Annotated in this window: 17 protein-coding genes and 1 pseudogene; 14 read left to right on the top strand and 4 right to left on the bottom strand. The window is 69.4% G+C overall.

The genetic code is table 11. The features are described from left to right. The 9 genes and pseudogenes from HOV91_RS17565 to HOV91_RS17600 form a co-directional block, all read left to right on the top strand. Positions 1 to 341, top strand: a pseudogene (locus tag HOV91_RS17565) (serine/threonine protein kinase); the annotation flags it as partial. Positions 342 to 567: 226 nt separating this feature from the next. Beyond that, on the top strand, positions 568 to 1239 hold the full coding sequence (locus tag HOV91_RS17570) for an HAD family hydrolase (RefSeq protein ID WP_369009321.1): 672 nt from the start codon (positions 568 to 570) through the stop codon (positions 1237 to 1239). A 159-nt stretch (positions 1240 to 1398) separates the two neighbouring features. Then, positions 1399 to 2262, top strand: coding sequence for a HalD/BesD family halogenase (locus HOV91_RS17575; RefSeq protein ID WP_174186486.1), 864 nt, complete (start codon positions 1399 to 1401; stop codon positions 2260 to 2262). A 44-nt stretch (positions 2263 to 2306) separates the two neighbouring features. Then, the gene (locus HOV91_RS17580; RefSeq protein WP_174186487.1) at positions 2307 to 3143 is read left to right on the top strand and encodes a class I SAM-dependent methyltransferase; all 837 of its coding nucleotides are present in this window, start codon (positions 2307 to 2309) and stop codon (positions 3141 to 3143) included. Beyond that, on the top strand, positions 3140 to 4954 hold the full coding sequence (locus HOV91_RS17585; RefSeq protein ID WP_174186488.1) for a choline/carnitine O-acyltransferase: 1815 nt from the start codon (positions 3140 to 3142) through the stop codon (positions 4952 to 4954). Before HOV91_RS17580 ends, HOV91_RS17585 begins: the two co-directional genes overlap by 4 nt. 100 nt (positions 4955 to 5054) lie before the next feature. After that, positions 5055 to 5336, top strand: a complete 282-nt coding sequence (locus tag HOV91_RS17590) for a phosphoribosyl-ATP diphosphatase (RefSeq protein ID WP_174186546.1) — start codon at positions 5055 to 5057, stop codon at positions 5334 to 5336. A gap of 45 nt (positions 5337 to 5381) precedes the next feature. After that, positions 5382 to 6233: an ATP phosphoribosyltransferase gene (hisG, locus tag HOV91_RS17595; protein ID WP_174186489.1), complete on the top strand. Its 852-nt coding sequence runs from the start codon at positions 5382 to 5384 to the stop codon at positions 6231 to 6233. Between the two features lie 114 nt (positions 6234 to 6347). Continuing rightward, entirely contained in the window at positions 6348 to 6482 is a 135-nt protein-coding gene (locus HOV91_RS40525) for a hypothetical protein (protein ID WP_255218394.1), read from the top strand. Next, entirely contained in the window at positions 6482 to 7681 is a 1200-nt protein-coding gene (locus tag HOV91_RS17600; RefSeq protein ID WP_246350328.1) for a YeiH family protein, read from the top strand. The genes HOV91_RS40525 and HOV91_RS17600 overlap by 1 nt, the downstream gene beginning before the upstream one ends. Before the next feature lie 146 nt (positions 7682 to 7827). Here the strand turns inward: HOV91_RS17600 and HOV91_RS17605 are convergent, their stop codons facing one another. Then, positions 7828 to 8739, bottom strand: a complete 912-nt coding sequence (locus tag HOV91_RS17605; protein ID WP_174186490.1) for a RecB family exonuclease — start codon at positions 8737 to 8739, stop codon at positions 7828 to 7830. A gap of 75 nt (positions 8740 to 8814) precedes the next feature. Between HOV91_RS17605 and HOV91_RS17610 the strand changes: the two genes are divergently transcribed. Then, positions 8815 to 9648 (top strand): tRNA (adenine-N1)-methyltransferase, encoded by an 834-nt coding sequence (locus tag HOV91_RS17610; RefSeq protein WP_174186491.1) that lies wholly within the window; start codon positions 8815 to 8817, stop codon positions 9646 to 9648. Between the two features lie 54 nt (positions 9649 to 9702). Here the strand turns inward: HOV91_RS17610 and HOV91_RS17615 are convergent, their stop codons facing one another. Then, positions 9703 to 10218, bottom strand: coding sequence for a WKL family lipoprotein (locus HOV91_RS17615; protein ID WP_174186492.1), 516 nt, complete (start codon positions 10216 to 10218; stop codon positions 9703 to 9705). Between the two features lie 179 nt (positions 10219 to 10397). Here HOV91_RS17615 and arc point away from each other — a divergent pair, with 179 nt between their 5' ends. Together arc and HOV91_RS17625 are read left to right on the top strand one after the other, a co-directional pair. Continuing rightward, positions 10398 to 12158, top strand: coding sequence for a proteasome ATPase (arc, locus tag HOV91_RS17620; RefSeq protein WP_043726468.1), 1761 nt, complete (start codon positions 10398 to 10400; stop codon positions 12156 to 12158). A gap of 190 nt (positions 12159 to 12348) precedes the next feature. Beyond that, positions 12349 to 13872, top strand: coding sequence for an ArnT family glycosyltransferase (locus HOV91_RS17625; protein WP_174186493.1), 1524 nt, complete (start codon positions 12349 to 12351; stop codon positions 13870 to 13872). Positions 13873 to 13878: 6 nt separating this feature from the next. Here the strand turns inward: HOV91_RS17625 and HOV91_RS17630 are convergent, their stop codons facing one another. Continuing rightward, positions 13879 to 15915, bottom strand: a complete 2037-nt coding sequence (locus HOV91_RS17630; RefSeq protein ID WP_174186548.1) for an acyltransferase family protein — start codon at positions 15913 to 15915, stop codon at positions 13879 to 13881. Positions 15916 to 16190: 275 nt separating this feature from the next. On the opposite strand from HOV91_RS17630, the gene HOV91_RS17635 reads away from it, so the two are divergent. Both HOV91_RS17635 and HOV91_RS17640 read left to right on the top strand, forming a co-directional pair. Continuing rightward, positions 16191 to 16673 carry a cation:proton antiporter regulatory subunit gene (locus HOV91_RS17635; RefSeq protein WP_174186494.1) on the top strand — a complete coding sequence of 161 codons (483 nt, stop codon included), beginning with the start codon at positions 16191 to 16193 and terminating at the stop codon, positions 16671 to 16673. 5 nt (positions 16674 to 16678) lie between these two features. Beyond that, positions 16679 to 17860, top strand: a complete 1182-nt coding sequence (locus HOV91_RS17640; RefSeq protein ID WP_174186495.1) for a cation:proton antiporter — start codon at positions 16679 to 16681, stop codon at positions 17858 to 17860. Positions 17861 to 17923: 63 nt separating this feature from the next. Here the strand turns inward: HOV91_RS17640 and HOV91_RS17645 are convergent, their stop codons facing one another. Next, positions 17924 to 18655 carry a peptidylprolyl isomerase gene (locus HOV91_RS17645; RefSeq protein ID WP_312884668.1) on the bottom strand — a complete coding sequence of 244 codons (732 nt, stop codon included), beginning with the start codon at positions 18653 to 18655 and terminating at the stop codon, positions 17924 to 17926. Between the last annotated feature and the right edge of the window lie 10 nt (positions 18656 to 18665).

Genomic DNA, 18665 nt, shown 5'->3' on the forward strand with positions numbered 1-18665 from the left:
CCACCGGCCCCACCGCCACGACCACCCCGTCCGGGCCGCCGACGCCCGACCGAATCGCCTCGTTCATCCAGGGCTACTACGGCATGCTGCCCACCAACGTGTCCGGCGCTTGGTCCCAGCTGGCCCCTGGATACCAGGCGAAGACCGGTTACGACTCCTACGTCAACTTCTGGGGCACGATTCGCTCGGTGAGCGTGGGCTCGGTCACGCAGAACGGTGCGAACCGGGCAATTGTCGCGCTGACCTATAACCTGAAGAACGGCACCACGACCTCCGAGAACCGATGGGTCGAGGTCGTCGGCGACAATGCCAAGCTGCAGATCGCCGCATCGGGCACCTAGGGGGGCCGGCCTCAGCGCGGCTCGGTGGTGACCGCGGGTACCACTTTGGTGTGACCGCGCCGAAGTGTGGTGACTCGGCCTTGCTCCGTCCGGCGTGGAGCGGCGCGGGCTGGGTCCACTCATCCGGCCGCGCGGGCTGTGCGAGCTTCGACCGGCGGTACGGTTCTGCCGGGCGGGGTGGCGGATGACCCCATGACAGAGACGAGATCGAGGAGACGTACCGAACGTGACAGCACGACTGGCCGGAGTGCTCTGGGACATGGACGGCACGCTGCTGGACTCGGAGAAGCTCTGGGACGTCGCGGTGCGCGAACTGGCACGCGGGCACGGACACGAGATGACCGACGAGATCCGGCACGCGCTGATCGGGGCGTCGGGTCCGAACGCCCTGCGGATCATGTTCACCGGCTTGGGCATCGAGCCTGCCCCGGATTCGCTGCGGGCGGCGGGGGAGTTCCTGGAACGCAGGGTGACCGAGCTGATGACGGGCCCGATCCCGTGGCGGCCGGGTGCCAAGGACGCGCTGGCCATGGTCCGCGCCGCCGGTCTGTCCAGCGCGCTCGTCACCAATACCAAGCGGTCGCTCACGGAGTTCGGGCTCGACACCCTTGGTCGTGACTTGTTCGATGTCTCGGTCTGCGGTGACGAGGTGGCGCAGGGCAAGCCGGAGCCGGACGTCTACCTACGGGCCGCAGAGCTGCTCGGGCTCGATCCGGAACACTGTGTGGCCGTGGAGGACTCGCCCACCGGCGCGCGTGCGGCGCAGGCCGCGGGCTGCGCGCTGGTGGTGGTCCCGTGTGAGATCCCGGTTCCGCCCGCGCCGGGCCGGGTGTTCCGGGACTCGCTGATCGGGCTCACCGTCGCGGACCTCGAACACGCTGTGCGCGTGCGTGGTTGAGCCGTTCGGGCGGGCGCGGTACGCGACACTCCCGACTCCCGTACACCGAGAGTTACTGTGCCGCAACGGGAGTGCGCGCAGATAGTAGGTGTGACCGTGATCACCGGCAATCTCGCCGAATCCCGGGCGTGTCGGCGAGTGCTCCACCAAAATGACGCCATGGCAGCGTTGGGCGTACTCGACGAGATCGTAGATTCCGCACGGTATCCCTTGACGGATCCGGAAGGGCCGGCGCTGCGGGAGGCGGTTCGGCGCGCCCGTGCGGACCTGGCCGACACCGGTTGCACCGTGCTGCGCGGGTTCATCCGCCCGGAGCTGACCGAGACCCTGCGGGCGCAGGGGGAGCTGATGGCCCCGCACGCGCACTACGAGGTCGAGCGGGTCAACGCCTACAACATTCCGCTGGACGCCGAACTGCCGGAGGACCATCCGGGCCGGATCGTGCTGGAGCGGGGCAACGCGTTCGTGCCCCGCGACCGCATCCCCGCCGACGCGCTGATCCACCGCATCTACACCGACGAACTGTTCCAGCGGTTCGTCGCGGACTGCTTCGGCCTGTCCGAACTGCACGAGTTCGCCGATCCCCTCGCCGGACTCTGCCTCAACGTCGTCGCGCCGGGTATGTCGCATCCCTGGCATTTCGACACCAACGAATTCACCGTCTCCATGCTGACCCAGCCCGCCGAGGACGGTGGCGTCTTCGAGTACTGCCCCAACATCCGCACACCCCAGGCGGAACACCTCGAGGACGTCCGCTCCGTGCTGACCGGCACCGGCGAGCGTTTCGTCCAGCGGCTCGAATTGCGTCCGGGCGACCTGCAGTTGTTCCAGGGTCGCTTCTCGCTGCATCGCGTCTCACCCGTCGCCGGTGCACGCCAGCGCCATTCGGCCATCTTCGCCTATACCGATCGACCCGGGATGGTCGGCACGGTGGAACGTACCCGGCAGTTGTTCGGCCGCGTGCTCCCCGATCATCTAGCCGCCGCGGCCGACGCTGTCCGGGGCGATCGACTGCTCGACTGAGCCGAACGGCTCGACTGACCGCGCTCGACCCGAGAGGACCGACAGTGCCAGTGCCGTTACACACGACCGGGAAAGCGTCTTTCGACGATATCTACGACCGCCCCGATCCGCGCGCCTACTACGCGCGCATGTCCGATCTGGACTACCGCATTCCGGAACTGGCCAAACCGTTCTTCCAACAGCAGATCCGGGAGTTCCGCGCCTCCGCCCGGGTGGCCGTGCCGACCGTGCTCGACATCGGCTGCTCCTATGGCGTGAACGCCGCGCTGCTGCGTTTCGACACCACGATCGGCGAACTGTCCGAGCACTACGCCGTCGCCGACCTCGATCGAGCCGGTCTGATCCGGCGCGACCGGGCCCGCGTCGCGGCGCGGACCGCGGCCGAGGACGTCCGCTTCCTCGGTATGGACGCCGCCCGCCCCGCCCTCGACTACGCGCACGAGGCCGGACTGCTGCACGACGTGGTGCACGCCGACCTGGAGTCCGGCGAACCGAACGACGCGCAGCGCGCCCTGCTGGCGACCGCCGATCTGGTCGTCTCGACCGGCTGTATCGGCTACGTCACCGAGAAGACCTTGACTCGCGTGGCCACCGCGCACCCGCGCAGGCGGCCGTGGATGGCACACTTCGTATTGCGCATGTTCGACTTCGCACCGATCGAGGCGGAACTCGCCGCGCTCGGCTACCGGACCGAGCAGGCGCCGGGGTTGTACGAGCAGCGCAGGTTCGCCTCAGCGGCCGAGCAGGCGCAGGTGCTGAACGCCCTGTCCGCCAACGGGATCGACACCACCGGCCGGGAAGACCAGGGGTGGCTGTATGCCAACCTGTACGTATCCAGGCCGCTGCCGAAACATCACGCCGACACCGAGGATTCGCATTGACCGAACGCACCTTCGCCGCCGACGACCACCTACCCCGGGTGCCCCTGCCGACGCTGGAGGACAGCTGTGGCCGATTCCTGCAGTGGTGCCAGCCGCTGCTGACCGCCGACGAACTCGCCGCCACCCGGGCGGCGGTCGAGGACCTGCTGCGACCGGACGGACCGGGCCGAACGCTGCACGCGGCTCTCGCGGAGTATGACGCGACGCCCGGTGTGGGCAGCTGGCTGGACCTGTTCTGGCCGTCGCGGTACCTGGGCAGGCGTGACCGCATCGCCCTGAACGCGAATTTCTTCTTCCTGTTCCGGGACGACACGGTCCTGGCGGCCTCCACCGCCGCCACTCAGGTGGACCGCGCGGCGGGCATCATCTCCGCCGCCGTGGACTACAAGCTGGCCCTCGACCAGGAGGCCGTCCCCGCGGTGACCCAGCGCGGGCAGAAGCTGTCGATGTGGCAGAACAAGTACCTGTTCTCCGAGACCAGGATCCCCGGCGTCGAGCAGGACACCGTGCGGGTGCCCTACAGCGCGGAATGGCCGGGCCCCTCGCAGGCCCGGCACATCGTGGTGTTCTTCCGGGGCAGCCCGTTCCGGATGGACGTGATCGGTGCGGACGGGGCGCCGCACTCGCCGGAGGATCTCGCCGACGGGCTGCGCGCCGTGCTGAAGGCGGGCGCCCGCGCCACCCCCACCGACTCCGCCGTCGGGCATCTCACCACCAAGGCCCGCGCGGAGTGGGCGGACAGCAGGCAGCGGCTGCTGGCCGAGCCCGCGAACGCCGCGGCGCTGGACGCGATCGAGACCGCGCTGTTCGCCGTCTGTCTCGAGGACTTCGCTCCGCGCGACGAACTGCACGCCTGCGATCAGCTGCTGCACGGCGACAGCGCCAACCGGTGGTTCGACAAGTCGGTGTCGTTCATCGTCTTCGCCGACGGGCAGGCGGGCATCAACGTGGAGCACTGCGGGCTCGACGGCACCACCATCCTGTCGTTCGTGGACACCCTGCTGGAGACTTCGGTGCCCGAACACGCCACGCGCTCCGGCGCGCAGGCACAGGGGCTGCCCGCGGTCGAGCCGATCGAGTTCGTGCTGGACGCGGCCCAGCGCGGCGATATCGCCGCCGCGGGCGCCGACTTCGCCCGGTACGCCGCGGAGAACGCCACCCAGACGGTGTCGTTCCCGGACTTCGGCACCACCAAGGCCAAGCAGCTGGGCATCTCGCCGGACGCGTTCGCGCAGCTGAGCTACCAGCTGGCCCACCGGCGCAGCAAGGGGCTCACCGGCGCCACCTACGAGTCCATCGCGACCAGGCAGTACCGCAACGGCCGCACCGAGGCCATGCGGGTGATCACCCCGGAGATGGTCGCCTTCGTGGACACGATGCAGGACCCGGCCGCGGGCGCCGAGGCGAAGCTCGCCGCGGCCCGGACGGCGGCGGCCGCACACGTGGAACGGGCCAAGCAGTGCCAGGCCGGGGACGCACCCGAGCAGCACCTGTGGGAGCTGCAGTGGATCCAGCGCCGTCGCGGTGCGGAACTCGGCGTCACCGAGCCGATCCCGCTCTACGACAGCCCCGGCTGGACGATCATGCGCGACGACTACCTGAGCACCAGCTCGGCGCCGTCGGTGAACATCCGCTACTTCGGTTTCGGTTCCACCAGCTCCCGGTGCATCGGTATCGCCTATGTCCTGCTGCCGGACCGCTGGAACCTCTACCTCGCCACGCCGAAGCCGGTGGCCGACCAGATGCACGCCTTCGCCGACCACCTCCGCACGGCGGTCGCCGACCTGCAGGCGTTGCTCGCCGGGAACTAGGCCCTTACCGCCCGGTTCTTCCGCCCCTGGCCGGGCGGGGGAGCCGGGCGGCCGGCGTTCCCGGCCATCGTGGGCCGGAGCAACGGACCCGCATCGGGGTCTGAAACAATGGCTCATCGTGAAGAACTTCGAAACCCTGTTCGCCGAGCTGCAGGATCGTGCGGTCAACCGCCCCGAGGGGTCCGGAACCGTTGCCGCGCTGGACGCGGGCGTGCACACCCAGGGTAAGAAGGTGCTCGAGGAGGCGGGCGAGGTGTGGCTGGCCGCCGAACACGAGAGCGACGAGTCGCTCGCCGAGGAGATCTCCCAGCTGCTGTATTGGGTGCAGGTGCTGATGGTGGGGCGCGGGTTGAAGCTCGAAGACGTGTACCGACATCTGTGACGGCCGTCCGACACCCCGTCTCTCCTCCCGAAAGGACTCCCTCCCATGCTGCGCGTCGCAGTCCCCAACAAAGGCGCTCTGTCCGAATCCGCGGTCTCGATCCTCTCCGAAGCCGGTTACCGCAAGCGCACCGATTCGCGTGACCTGACCGTTCTGGACCCGGCCAACCAGGTGGAATTCTTCTTTCTGCGGCCCAAGGACATCGCGATCTACGTCGGTTCCGGCGAGCTCGACCTGGGCATCACCGGGCGTGACCTCGCGCTGGATTCCGGCGCGCCGGTCCAGGAACGCCTCGCTCTCGGGTTCGGCCGCTCCACCTTCCGCTATGCCGCGCCGGCCGGGCGGGAGTGGAAGGTCGAGGACCTCCACGACAAGCGCATCGCCACCTCCTACCCGAACCTGGTGCTGAACGATCTGCGCCGCCGCGGCATCGAGGCCGAGGTGATCCGGCTGGACGGCGCGGTGGAAATTTCCATCCAGCTCGGCGTCGCCGACGCCATCGCCGACGTCGTCGGCTCGGGGCGCACGCTGCGTCAGCACAATCTGGTGGCGTTCGGTGAATCGCTGTGCGACTCCGAGGGCGTGCTCGTCGAACGCACGGACGCCGACCGGGGCGATCGGGCGCGCAACCAGCTCGTCGCCCGGGTCCAGGGCGTTGTCTTCGCCCAGCAGTACGTCATGCTGGACTACGACTGCCCGAAGGACCTGCTCGACGCGGCGTTCGTCATCACCCCGGGTCTGGAGTCGCCCACCGTGGCGCCGCTGGCCGACACCGGCTGGGTGGCCGTGCGTGCGCTGGTTCCACGCAAGCAGAGCAACGAGCTGATGGACCAGCTGGCCGATCTGGGCGCGAAAGCGATCCTGGCCACCGACATTCGCTCCTGCCGCGCATTCTGAACGCGAGATTCGTCCGATTCGCCTGATCCGCTCAGGCTGAGCGCAATCGGTGTGCGCTGTGACCGTGTGTTGCTACCGTGCGGCCTCTCGATGAGGAAACGCAAGGAGCCCCCCGTGTCACAGTCACCACCCGAGGAGCAGTCGGGCAGCACATTCACCTGGAACGAGGACTGGCTGGCGGCGATCGCCGGGCTGATCCTGATCGCGCTGGTCCTGCTCGGCGTGATTCCCGACTGGCTGGTGCCGTGATGGCCGAGACCGGCGCCGAAGCGGCGAAGGAAGCGAAGGCTCCGGCGGACCACGAAGCTGGTGCGCGGTCGGTGCCCGGTGCGGTTCGGTCGTCGGAAACCGCAGCGGTGCAGGCGGTGTCACGGCCGACCGCGGGGACCATCGCGGCCGGTATCGCGGTCGTGATCGTGCTCGGCGCCCTGACGCGCTACTTCGAGACGCACGTACCCCGGTGGGCAGTCGATACTCCCTTCCAGCGGGTGGCCAAGTCGATCGAATACCCGGTGTACGCCATCGCGCTGGGCTTGATCGGCAATTTCGTGCTCACCCGGCTCGCCCTGCGCGACCGGCTTTCGGCGGGTTTCCGTACCGAGTTCTTCATCAAGACCGGCGTGGTGCTGCTCGGCGCGTCGATCAATCTGAAGATCCTGGTCACCGCGGCGGGGCCATCGATCCTGCAAGCGCTCCTGCTGATCACGGCCGTGTTCGGCTTCACCTGGTGGCTGGGCGGACAGCTCGGCCTGGACGACAAGCTGCGCGCGCTGCTGTCCTCCGCGGTATCGATTTGCGGCGTCAGCGCGGCCATCGCCGCGGCGGGCGCGGTTCAGGCGCGGCGCGAGCAGATCGCCTACGCGGCCTCGCTGGTGATCGTCTTCGCGCTGCCCTCGATCTTCCTGCTGCCCTGGCTGGCGGAGGTGTTCGGGTTGCCCGACGCGGTCGCTGGCGCCTGGATCGGCGGCAATATCGACACCACGGCGGCGGTAGCTGCCTCGGGCGCCATCGCGGGGGAGCAGGCGCTGCAAATCGCCACCATCGTAAAGACCACGCAGAATGCCCTGATCGGTGTCGTCGCGATCGCGCTGACCGCGTACTTCACCCTGCGCGTCGAGCGGACGCCGGGGGCGGTGCGGCCGTCGGCGCGCCAGTTCTGGGAGCGGTTCCCGAAGTTCGTGCTCGGCTTCGTCGCCGCGTCGGTCATCGGGACGCTGTACCTGCAGGCGGTGAACAAGAAGTCGGGCGCGGCGCACATCGCGATCGTCAACGATCTGCGCACCTGGTTCCTGATCTTCGCCTTCGTCTCCATCGGGTTGGAGTTCTCGCTGCGCGGACTGCGCGAAGCGGGGTGGCGACCGGTCGTGGTGTTCGGGTCCGCGGCGGTGGTGAATCTCGCTGTGGGTCTGGGGCTTTCGGTGTTGCTGTTCCGCGATTTCACCGTCTGAGGCATGACCAGCGCACCGTCGCGAGGAAGGACGTCATCGACGGCACGGCCGGACTTCAGCTCCGCGTGGCCGGGGACAAGGAACTGCTGATCGTCCCGCTCGATCGTCCTCCGAAGGGGACGCGGTGACGAATGCCGGGCGTTCGGTCAGTCGGACACCGCTTCGGCCAGGATCTCGTCCGGGGACTCGGTCACGCCGCCGGTCGGCCAGCCGGGGTAGGGCGGCGGCGTGCCGCCGAAGGCCGGGCACAGCGGCTTGTAGTCGCAGTACGAGCACAGCCAGCCGGGGTTCGGCTGGAACTCGCCGGTGCGGCCGGCCTCGAGGATGGCCGCCCACAGCGCCGAGAGGGTGCGTTCGAAGCGCAGCAGTTCCTGCTCGTCGGGGGCGTAGGTGAGGATCTGCTCCTCGGCCAGGTAGAGCAGCCGTAGCTGGGCAGGTACGAGGCCGCGGGTGCGCAGTACCACGAGCGCGTAGAACTTCAGCTGGAACAGCGCCTTGGTCTCTTGCGTCGGCCCCGGGGCCCGGCCCGTCTTGTAGTCCACGACGCGCAGGGCGCCCGAGGGCGCGACATCGATGCGGTCGACGAAGCCGCGCAGCAGTGCGCCGTCGGCGAGTTCGACCTCCACCCGGGCCTCGCGCGACTCCGGCTCGAACCGGGTGGGATCCTCCAGCTTGTAGTAGCGGCGCACCAGTGCGCGCACCTCGCCGAGGAACGCGTCGACCCGCTCGTCGGTGATCAGTTCCGCGACCTCCGGCCGCTCGGCGCGCACCCGCGCCAACGCCGACGGCGCCAGGGCCTCGGCGCGCTCGGGCACCCGCTCGGCCGCGGGCAGGCCGTAGAGGTCCTCCAGCACCGCGTGCACCACCGTGCCGCGCACGGCGTGCACCGAGGGCTGCTCGGGTATCCGATCGATCGCCCGGAAACGGTATTTCAGCGGACACTGCTTGAAATCCATTGCCCGGGAAGGTGACAGCGCGGGCCGGGCGCGGCTCGGCGTCGCGTCGGGCTCGGACGTCCGCGCGTCGTCGGCAGGGGGCGTGGACACGGGCGAGCACATACCTGGCAGGCTATCCCGCGGCACCGACACGCCGGTGCTCGACAGCACGGATTCCAACCAGCGAAACGGAGATTCATGACGGCCAGACGGACCGGGCCATTCACCGTCGGTGACCGGGTGCAGCTGACCGATGCCAAAGGGCGCCTGTACACGGTGGTCTTGGAGCCGGGGAAGGAGTTCCACACGCATCGCGGCGGGATCAAGCACGACAGCCTGATCGGCGCGGACGAGGGCAGCGTGGTGCACTCCACCAACGGCACGCCGTACCTCGCGCTGCGTCCGCTGCTGATCGACTACGTGCTGTCCATGCCGCGCGGCGCCGCGGTGATCTACCCGAAGGACGCCGCCCAGATCGTGCACGAGGGTGACATGTTCCCCGGCGCGCGCGTGCTCGAAGCGGGGGCGGGGTCCGGTGCGCTCACCTGCTCGCTGCTGCGCGCGGTGGGGCCGCAGGGGCAGGTGGTGTCCTATGAGATCCGTGCCGATCACGCCGAGCACGCGGTACGCAACGTGGAGACGTTCTTCGGCGAGCGACCGGCCAACTGGTCGCTGACCGTCGGCGATGTGGCCGACTACGCCGGAGAGCCGGTCGACCGCGCGGTGCTGGACATGCTCGCGCCGTGGGACGCGCTACCCGCGGTGTCCAAGGCGCTCGTGCCTGGCGGCGTGCTGATCGTCTATGTGGCCACCGTCACCCAGCTGTCCAAGGTGGTCGAAGCGCTGCGCGAGCAGGAGTGCTGGACCGAGCCGCGCTCCTGGGAGTCGCTGGTGCGGCCGTGGCATGTGGTCGGCCTGGCCGTGCGCCCGGAACACCGTATGCAGGGCCACACCGCCTTCCTGGTCAGCGCCCGCAGGCTCGCCGAGGGCACCGTCACGCCCAAACCGCAGCGCAGGCCATCGAAGGGCTGAGTGCGGCCGGGGCGGGCGACGGCGCGGGAACTCCCGGCGAGCCGTGCGCCGGGCTCAGGCGGGGACGCAGGGCGCCTGGGCGAGACCGAACAGCAGGCAGCCGCTGGCGTCCGACAGCTTCCAGGTGCCGTCGACCTTCTCCCAGGTCAGCGGCATGGCGGGCGCCGCGCCGTGCGGGGAGGTGATGGCCACCTGGGCGTTCGCGGTGTCGCCCTGCGTGGTGACGTCGGTGACGGTGAAGGTGAGCGTGTAGCCCTGCAGGCCCGCGTTCATCTGGTCGATGTTCGCGGTGCGCTTGTCACCGTTGACGACCAGCTTGGACTTCTCCGGGGTGGGTACCTTGGGATCGGCGAGCTTGACCAGCACCGACTGCAAGGTCTCGGCGGTCGGCGCGCCGGTCGCATGGTCGCCGTGACTGTGGGTATCCGAGGCGGCGGCGCTGGTGGTGGCCGAGGCTGCCGCGCTGGTGGAGTCGTCGTCGGAGCCGCACGCCGCCAATGCGCCGGACAAGGCCAGCGCCGCCGCGGCGGTGGCAAGGGAAATGCGCAGGGTTCTGGCGGGAAGGAGCATGGTCGGCAACCTTTCGGCTCGGTCGGCGAGCGGGCTCGCCAGGGTCGGGTTAGGGCAGGCTAACATGGATACCCGGCCGCCGATCGCGGCCCAGATGTGATCACGAAGAAACCATGTCGGAAAGCGAGAACGGGTCGCGCCCGGTAGCGTTGATAGACCGGGACTGGGAGGAGCAGCACATGAGCCCCATCGAGAATTCGGATTCGGCGGCCTGGAGAGAGCTCGAGGCGGTACGCGCCGAGGCGGCTGCACTCCGAAGGCAACTCGCCGACTCGCCAGATCGCACACGGGAATTGGAAGCCCGCATCGATTCGCTGACCATTCGCAACACGAAGCTGATGGACACCCTCAAGGAGGCGCGCCAGCAGCTGGTCGCGCTGCGCGAGGAGGTCGATCGGCTGGGTCAGCCGCCGAGCGGATACGGCATCCTGATCGGTGTGTACGACGATCAGACGGTCGACGTGTTCACTTCGGGTCGCAAGATGCGGTTGACGTGTTCGCCGAACATCGAGACCTCGACGCTCGAGTACGGTCAGACCGTCCGCCTCAACGAGGCGCTCACGGTCGTCGAGGCCGGGCACTACGACGCGGTCGGCGAGATCGGCACCCTCCGGGAGATCCTCGACGACGGGCGTCGCGCCCTGGTCGTCGGCCATGCCGACGAGGAGCGCGTGGTGTGGCTGGCCGGTCCGCTGGCCAAGGTCGCCGAGATGGACGACCTGGACGATCCCGATTCCCCCATCCGCAAGCTGCGGCCGGGCGACTCGCTCCTGGTGGACACCAAGGCCGGTTTCGCCTTCGAGCGCATCCCCAAGGCCGAGGTCGAGGACCTCGTGCTGGAAGAGGTGCCCGACGTCGACTACAGCGACATCGGCGGTCTCGGCAGGCAGATCGAGCAGATCCGCGACGCCGTGGAGCTGCCGTTCCTGCACAAGGATCTCTTCCGCGAGTACGCGCTGCGTCCGCCGAAGGGTGTGCTGCTCTACGGTCCGCCCGGCTGCGGTAAGACGCTCATCGCCAAGGCGGTGGCCAACTCGCTGGCCAAGAAGATCGCCGAGGCGCGCGGTGAGGATGCCAAGGAAGCCAAGTCGTACTTCCTGAACATCAAGGGTCCCGAACTGCTGAACAAGTTCGTCGGCGAGACCGAGCGCCACATCCGGATCATCTTCCAGCGCGCCCGCGAGAAGGCGTCCGAGGGCACGCCGGTGATCGTGTTCTTCGACGAGATGGACTCGATCTTCCGTACCCGCGGTTCGGGCGTCTCCTCGGACGTGGAGACCACGGTGGTGCCGCAGTTGCTGTCGGAGATCGATGGTGTCGAGGGCTTGGAGAACGTCATCGTGATCGGCGCCTCCAACCGTGAGGACATGATCGACCCGGCGATCCTGCGGCCGGGCCGCCTGGACGTGAAGATCAAGATCGAGCGTCCGGACGCGGAGTCGGCACAGGACATCTTCTCGAAGTACCTCACCGAGCACCTGCCGCTGCACGACGACGATCTGGCGGAGTTCGGCGGCGACAAGAACCTGTGCATCAACGCCATGATCGAGCGGGTCGTCGACCGGATGTACGCCGAGAGCGAGGACAACCGCTTCCTGGAGGTCACCTACGCCAACGGTGACAAAGAGGTCCTGTACTTCAAGGACTTCAACTCCGGCGCCATGATCCAGAACATCGTGGACCGGTCCAAGAAGTACGCCATCAAGGCGGTGCTCGACACCGGCAGCCCCGGCCTGCGCATCCAGCATCTCTACGATTCGATCGTGGACGAGTTCTCCGAGAACGAGGACTTGCCCAACACCACGAATCCGGACGACTGGGCCCGCATCTCGGGTAAGAAGGGCGAGCGGATCGTCTACATCCGCACGCTGGTCACCGGCAAGAACGCCAGCGCCAGCCGCGCCATCGACACCGAGTCGAACACCGGTCAGTACCTGTAGGGTTCCCCCGGAACACGAGGGCCGCGTCTCCCCGGAGACGCGGCCTTTTCGTCGTTCGGGGAGCGGGGCGGTGCCGGGACGTCATCGACGGCGCGGCCGGACGTGCCCGTACTGGAGCCGGTTTCGCGATGAACGCTTACGCGGCGCGTTTGTAGATTGTTCGACACGGCGACGCGGAAGGTGGGCGGGGATGACCGAAGTAGGGGATGAGCCCCTGGGGCGAGCGAGTTCGGGTGAACCGCTGCCGCCGTTCGCCCTCGGCGGTGTGGGCGCGGTGGCGGCGCTGGGCGCGCTGGCGCTGCTGGTCTCGATCGGACGTTACGGATTTTTCGGCGACGAGCTGTATTTCGTCGCCGCCGGACGCAGGCTCGCGGTCAGCTACGCCGACCAGGGGCCGCTGCTGCCGGTGCTCGCGCGGACGATGGATCTGCTCGCCCCGGATTCGCTGGTGGCGCTGCGTCTTCCGGCCGTGCTGGTCACCGTGGCGGCCGTGGTGGTGGCGGCGCAGATCGCCAGGGAGTTCGGCGGCGGCCGCGTGCCCCAGGTGTTGACCGCGGCCGCCTACGCCACCTCGCCGTTCCTGTTGGTGCAGGGCACCATACTGGCCACCAACACGATCGACACGGCGCTGTGGGTGGTGGTGAGCTGGCTGGTGGTGCGCTGGGTCCGCACCCGCCGCGACGGCCTGCTGCTGGCCGCTGGGCTGGTCACCGCGCTGGATATGCAGGTCAAGTGGTTGATCCCGTTCTTCTGGATCGCGCTCGCGATCGGGGTGGCGATCTACGGGCCGCGTGAGCTGCTGCGCCGCCCGGCCCTGTGGTGGGGCGCCGCGATCGTCGCGCTGACCGCCGCGCCCAGCCTGGTGTGGCAGGCGGCGCGCGGCTGGCCACAGCTGCGTCTGGGTGGTGTGGTCGCCGCGGAGCAGGCCATCATCGGCGGTCGCTATACCTGGCTGCCGCTGGCTCTCGCCAGCGCCGGTCTGCTCGGCGGCATGTTGCTGGTCTACGGGGTGTGGACGCTGCTGCGGGCGGAGCACTGGCGGCCCTACCGGTTTCTCGGACTGCTGCCGCTGGTGCTCGTCGTCGTCTTCATCGCGACCAACGGACGTCCGTACTACGCGGCGGGCTGCTATGCGGTGCTGATCGCGGCTGGGGCGGTGCGCTGGGCGGAGCAGCCGCGGCGCTCGCGCGTGCTCGTCACCGTCCCGGCCCTGGCGCTGTCCGCGGCACTGCTGGTGTTCTCGCTGCCGCTACGTCCGGAGGCGGACATCGAACCGGTCGACACCCAGGCCGAGGCGGGCCTGGCGATCGCGGTATACGGGCAATTCGGTTGGCCGGAGCTCGCGGCCGCCACGACGGCCGCCTATCGCGCGCTGCCGCAGCCACAGCAGGCGTCGGCCGTGGTGATCGCCGATTCCTACTGGCAGGCGAGCGCGCTGGATCTCGATCGCGATGCGTACGGCTTGCCCGCCGTGTACAGCCCGAATCGCGGTTTCGGTTACTTCGAGACCCCGCCGGCCACGGCCACCACGGTGCTGTGGGTGGGCGGTAGCGAAGCCGACGTGCGCGCACACTGCGCCGAAGTGGCCGCGATCGGGCGCGTCGACGCCCGGCTCGGATACCCGGGAATCACCCGCGGCGTCACCATCTGGCGCTGCGCGCAACCGCGTGCGCCCTGGTCGCAGGCCTGGCCGGGCATGCTGCGGCTGAACTGATCCGCCTCACCACCAGCCGAGGATCGGCGACAGGCGCCTGCCGAGCTCCGGTGCCAGCGACCGCGAATAGCTGGCGGTGAGGTGGTGCTCGTCGTGGTAGATCAGGATGTTGCCCTCGGCGACCGCGCACACCTCGGGTCCGCACAGCGCGTCCGACAGGTCCACCGGGAACACGTTGGGGAACGAGGCGGCGAATTCCAGCGCCGGATTGACCACGTCCAGCGCGGCCGCGCGCGGCATACCGCAGCTGATCCGGTCGCCCTGCTGGGCGAGGCAATCGATCGCGCGATACCGCACGCCGTCGCGGCGCAGCCAGGGGGTGTCGCGGATGGCGAGTACGTTGAGTCCACGGTCGGCCAGTTGGGTCCAGACGTCGAGATAATCGGGCGGGGTCTCGTCACCGGCGCCGTCACGCGGACGGGTCGCCGTGGTGAAGACCCACTCCGGGCGTGCCACGCCGAGGCGGTCGATCACCTCCACCGACCAGTCCCGGCAATCCGGGATCGCCTCTCCCTTGTACATCGGCTCGGCCGCCACGGTCAGCGGGCAACCCATCTTCAGGTAGACCTGCACTCGGAAGGCGTGCTCGCGGCCGAGCAGGTCGAGAGCGGGCACCCAGTGTTCGGCGTGCGAGCTGCCGGCCACGGCGACGGTGCGCTCCGCATCGGGATCCCCATAAGTGCAGGTGATGACGTCGCGGGTGTCCCAGTCGGCGATGCAGCCGTCGCGCGAGGGGTAAGCGGCGTCGGCGGGTGCTTCGTACACGGAGGGACGCATCGGTGCCTCGGGCGTGCTCGCACCGTTGGCCAGCGCCTCCGCCCCCGGATAGGGGTCCGGGTCGAGGAAGGCGACCGCCCGCGGCGGATTCACTCTGGTCGCGACCTGCTCACCGACCGAGACCGCGAGCACCGTGAGGCCGAGGGCCGCGATGAACCGGCCGGTGTGGACGCTGCGGACGAGGGTCTGCTGCGCCGATCGGTCGGACCGCATTCGCAGCGGCTGCTCCACGAATCGGTTGGTCAGGGCGGCGAGCGCCAGCGAAACGCCGACGACCGCGAGACCACCGACGAACCCCGCGGTCGCGGCTCCGGTGCGGGCCAGAACGAAGATCAAGATCGGCCAGTGCCACAGGTACAACCCGTAGGACAGTTCGCCGAGACGCACCGCGGCCGCCGCGCCCAGCAGCCGGTTGGGCAGCGGTTGCTCGGCGGCGGTCAGGTTGCTGCCCGCGACGATCAACGCCAGCGCCGCGCCTACCGGCACCAGCGCCGCCGGGCCAGGGAACCGGTCGGCGCCGTCGACCAGCCAACCGCAGGTGAGCACGGCGGCCGCACCGAGGACGGCCGCCACGACCCGCGCTGGGCGGGGCGGCGACACCCAAGGCGCGAGGGTCGCCAGCAGTGCCCCGGCCAGGAGTTCCCAGGCGCGGGCGAAACTGTCGTAGTAGTTCCAGCCTTGGTGCACCGTGGTGCCGTGCGCGGCATAGACGAACGAGGCCACCGCGCCCGCGGCGAGGACGATCGCCAGGACGGGTCGCAGCGCTCCCGGACCCGCGAAACGTCGGCACAGGCGCGCCGTCGCGGCCACACCGAGCAAAGCGAGCAGGTAGAACTGCGTCTGCACCGCCATGGACCACAGGTGCTGCAGCGGGCTCACCGACGGATCGGCGGCGAGGTAGTCCGACCAGGACAGTGCCAGATACCAGTTCTGGTAGTACAGCAGCGACGCCAGCGTCTGCGCGGCCATCTCGCCCCACTGGGTGAACGGGCGCAGCAGCACGGTGGCCGTGACCACTGCCGCCAGCACCGTCACGAGGGCGGGCAGCAGCCGACGGGCGAGCCTGCGAGCGGTGTGCGCGAGGCGGACCGCACCGGTGGACTCCACGCCGCGCAGCAGCGAGCCGGTGAAGAAGAACCCGGACAGCACCAGGAACACGTCCACGCCCCCGGAGACTCGGCCGAACCAGATATGGAACGCCACGACCAGCGCTATCGCCACGCCGCGCAGGCCATCCAGATCGTGCCGGTACCCGCCCGCCGGCATCTGCGGCGCAGCCGCCGCGGTGGCGACCACACCTGGCCGGAGCAACCGGTTCACCGCTCGGGCGACCGTCACCGGACTCGCACTGCGCGGTGGTCGCCGCACCGGAAGGCGACGGCTCGGCCACGAGGCGATGTACAGGACACGTCATTTCTCTTACCACGGGGTGTGAAGCGCGGTCCAACTCGCCTGGTCGGAGCGGGATCGGCAACCGAGAGATCCGGACAATTCGGTCACCTGTCCACCGGGCGTCGTGCCGAGGTCGATAGGGTGGAGTCGTGAACGTTGAGGTGACACCCCTGCCGGGTATCGGTGTGCGCAAAGATTTTCCGCTGACCAATACACGACGCCGGATCGGAGTGATCGATCACCGCGACGGCACGATGGACCTCATCGTGAGCAAAGCCGATGACCCCGACGAGACCGAACAGGTTCCGCTGTCAGGGAAGGAAGCCGCTGTGCTTGCCAGCCTGCTCGGCGCGCCTCAGCTGGTGGAACAGCTACGTGAGGAACATCGCCAGTTCACCGGCCTGACCACCCGGCAGATGTCCATCTCCGACCGCTCACGCTTCGACGGACGCAGGCTGGGTGAGACCCAGATGCGCACCAGGACGAAGGCGTCCATCGTCGCCGTGGTGCGCAGCGGGCAGCCCATTCCCTCACCGGGACCGGATTTCGCCTTCATCGCCGGTGACGTGCTGGTCGTCGTCGGCACCGTAGCGGGCCTCGAAGCCGCCGCCAAGATCCTGTCCGACGGCTGAGCGGCATGGTGGCACACGAGACCGCGCTCGCGCTGATCCAGCTGGGCGCGGTATTTTTCGGCCTGGGGCTGCTCGGGCGCATCGCCGCGCGCATCGGCATGTCGCCCATCCCGCTCTACCTGATCGGCGGCCTGGTTTTCGGCACCGGTGGCCTGGTCGAATTGCGGCAGGTCGACGACTTCATCCACCTCGCCAGCGAGATCGGCGTCGTCCTGCTGCTGTTGCTGCTCGGCCTGGAATACAGCGCCCCGGAGCTGGTCACCGGGATGCGCCGGTCGTGGGCGGCGGGTGTGCTGGACCTCGTGCTCAACGCGACTCCGGGCGTGCTGGTCGCGTTCGCGCTCGGTTGGGGTTTCACCGGCGCCATCGCGATGGCCGGGGTGACCTACATCTCATCCTCCGGCATCGTCGCGAAGGTGCTCAACGATCTGGGCAGGCTCGGTAACCGCGAGACGCCGGTGGTGCTGTCCATCCTGGTGTTCGAAGATCTCGTGATGGCCGGATACCTGCCGGTGCTGACGGCGGTGCTGGCCGGGATGGGCTTGCTCGCCGGCCTGAAGACCCTGGCGATCGCGTTGGCCGCGGTGACCGTCGTGCTCGTCGTCGCGCTGCGCTACGGCCGCTACGTCTCCGCGATCGTCGACAGCGAGGACCGGGAGATCTTCCTGCTGAAACTGCTCGGCTCCGCGCTGCTGGTGGCAGGCGTGGCCTCCGCGGTGCAGGTGTCCGCGGCGGTCGGCGCGTTCCTGCTCGGCATCGCGATCTCGGACTCGACCGCGCACAACGCCACCAAGATCCTGGAGCCGCTGCGCGATCTTTTCGCCGCGCTGTTCTTCGTGCTGTTCGGCCTGAGCACCGACCCGGCGAGCATCCCGCCGGTGCTGGGCTGGGCGTGCCTGCTGGCGCTGGTCACCACGGTCACCAAGATCGCCACCGGATGGTGGGCGGCCAAGCGGGCCGGCGCGGGCCGACTCGGCCGGGCGCGGGCGGGCACCGCGCTGGTCGCGCACGGCGAGTTCTCGATCGTCATCGCCGGCCTGGCCGTCGCCGCGGGCGCGGTACCCGCCGAATTCGCCGCGCTGGCCACCACCTACGTGCTGCTGATGGCGGTCCTCGGGCCGATCGCGAGCCGGTTCGTCGAGCCGGTCATGGCGCTGATCCTGCGACGGCGTGCCGGGGCGACCTGACCGCACCGGCTGACGACGCACGGTGGCGGCGATCGATCGTTGCCGCCACCGTGGCCGGTCGGATCAGTTGCGCACGGTGGCGACGGAATCGAGGACGACGTCGACGGTGGGCGCTCCGTCACCCGAGCCGTCCTTCACGCCCGCGGCGGCGATGGACGAGAGAACCTCCATGCCCGCGGTGACCCGCCCGAACGGGGTGTAGCTCGGCGGCAGCGGCGCGTCGCGGTAGACCAGGAAGAACTGGCTGCCGTTGGTGCCGGGTCCGGCGTTCGCCATGGCGACCGTGCCGGCCGGGTAGGTGGCACCCGCCAGGTTCTCGTCCGGGAAGAAATAGCCGGGGCCGCCCATACCGGTCGCGGTCGGGTCGCCGCACTGCAGGACGAAGATGCCCTCGGTGGTCATCCGGTGGCACTTCGTGTGGTCGAAGAACCGCTCACCGGCCAGGAACACGAACGAGTTGACCGTGCGCGGCGCGCGGGCCGCGTCCAAGGCGATGGTCACGGTGCCGCACGTGGTGGCCAGCGTCGCCGTGTACGCGGCGTTGGTGTCGATGGTCATGCCGGGTTCGGCGGGCCATTGCTTGCCGTTCGGCTGTCCCGCGGCCGGTGCGCCGCAGCCGGTCGGCCCCTGCTCCCGAGCCGGTGCCGGGGTCGCCGAGACGACTCCCGCCGTGGACGCCACCAGCGCCACGCCGACGGCCAGGACCCCGAGGATCCGCAGCGATCGCCACGGTAGGCCCCGGCGCCCCGCGCGCCGACCGTTGACGAGTTCTCGCGCTTGCACTTCGCTGCTCACCGCTGAAAAT

The sequence above is a fragment of the Nocardia barduliensis genome (genome assembly GCF_013315795.1).
Lineage (GTDB): Bacteria > Actinomycetota > Actinomycetes > Mycobacteriales > Mycobacteriaceae > Nocardia > Nocardia barduliensis.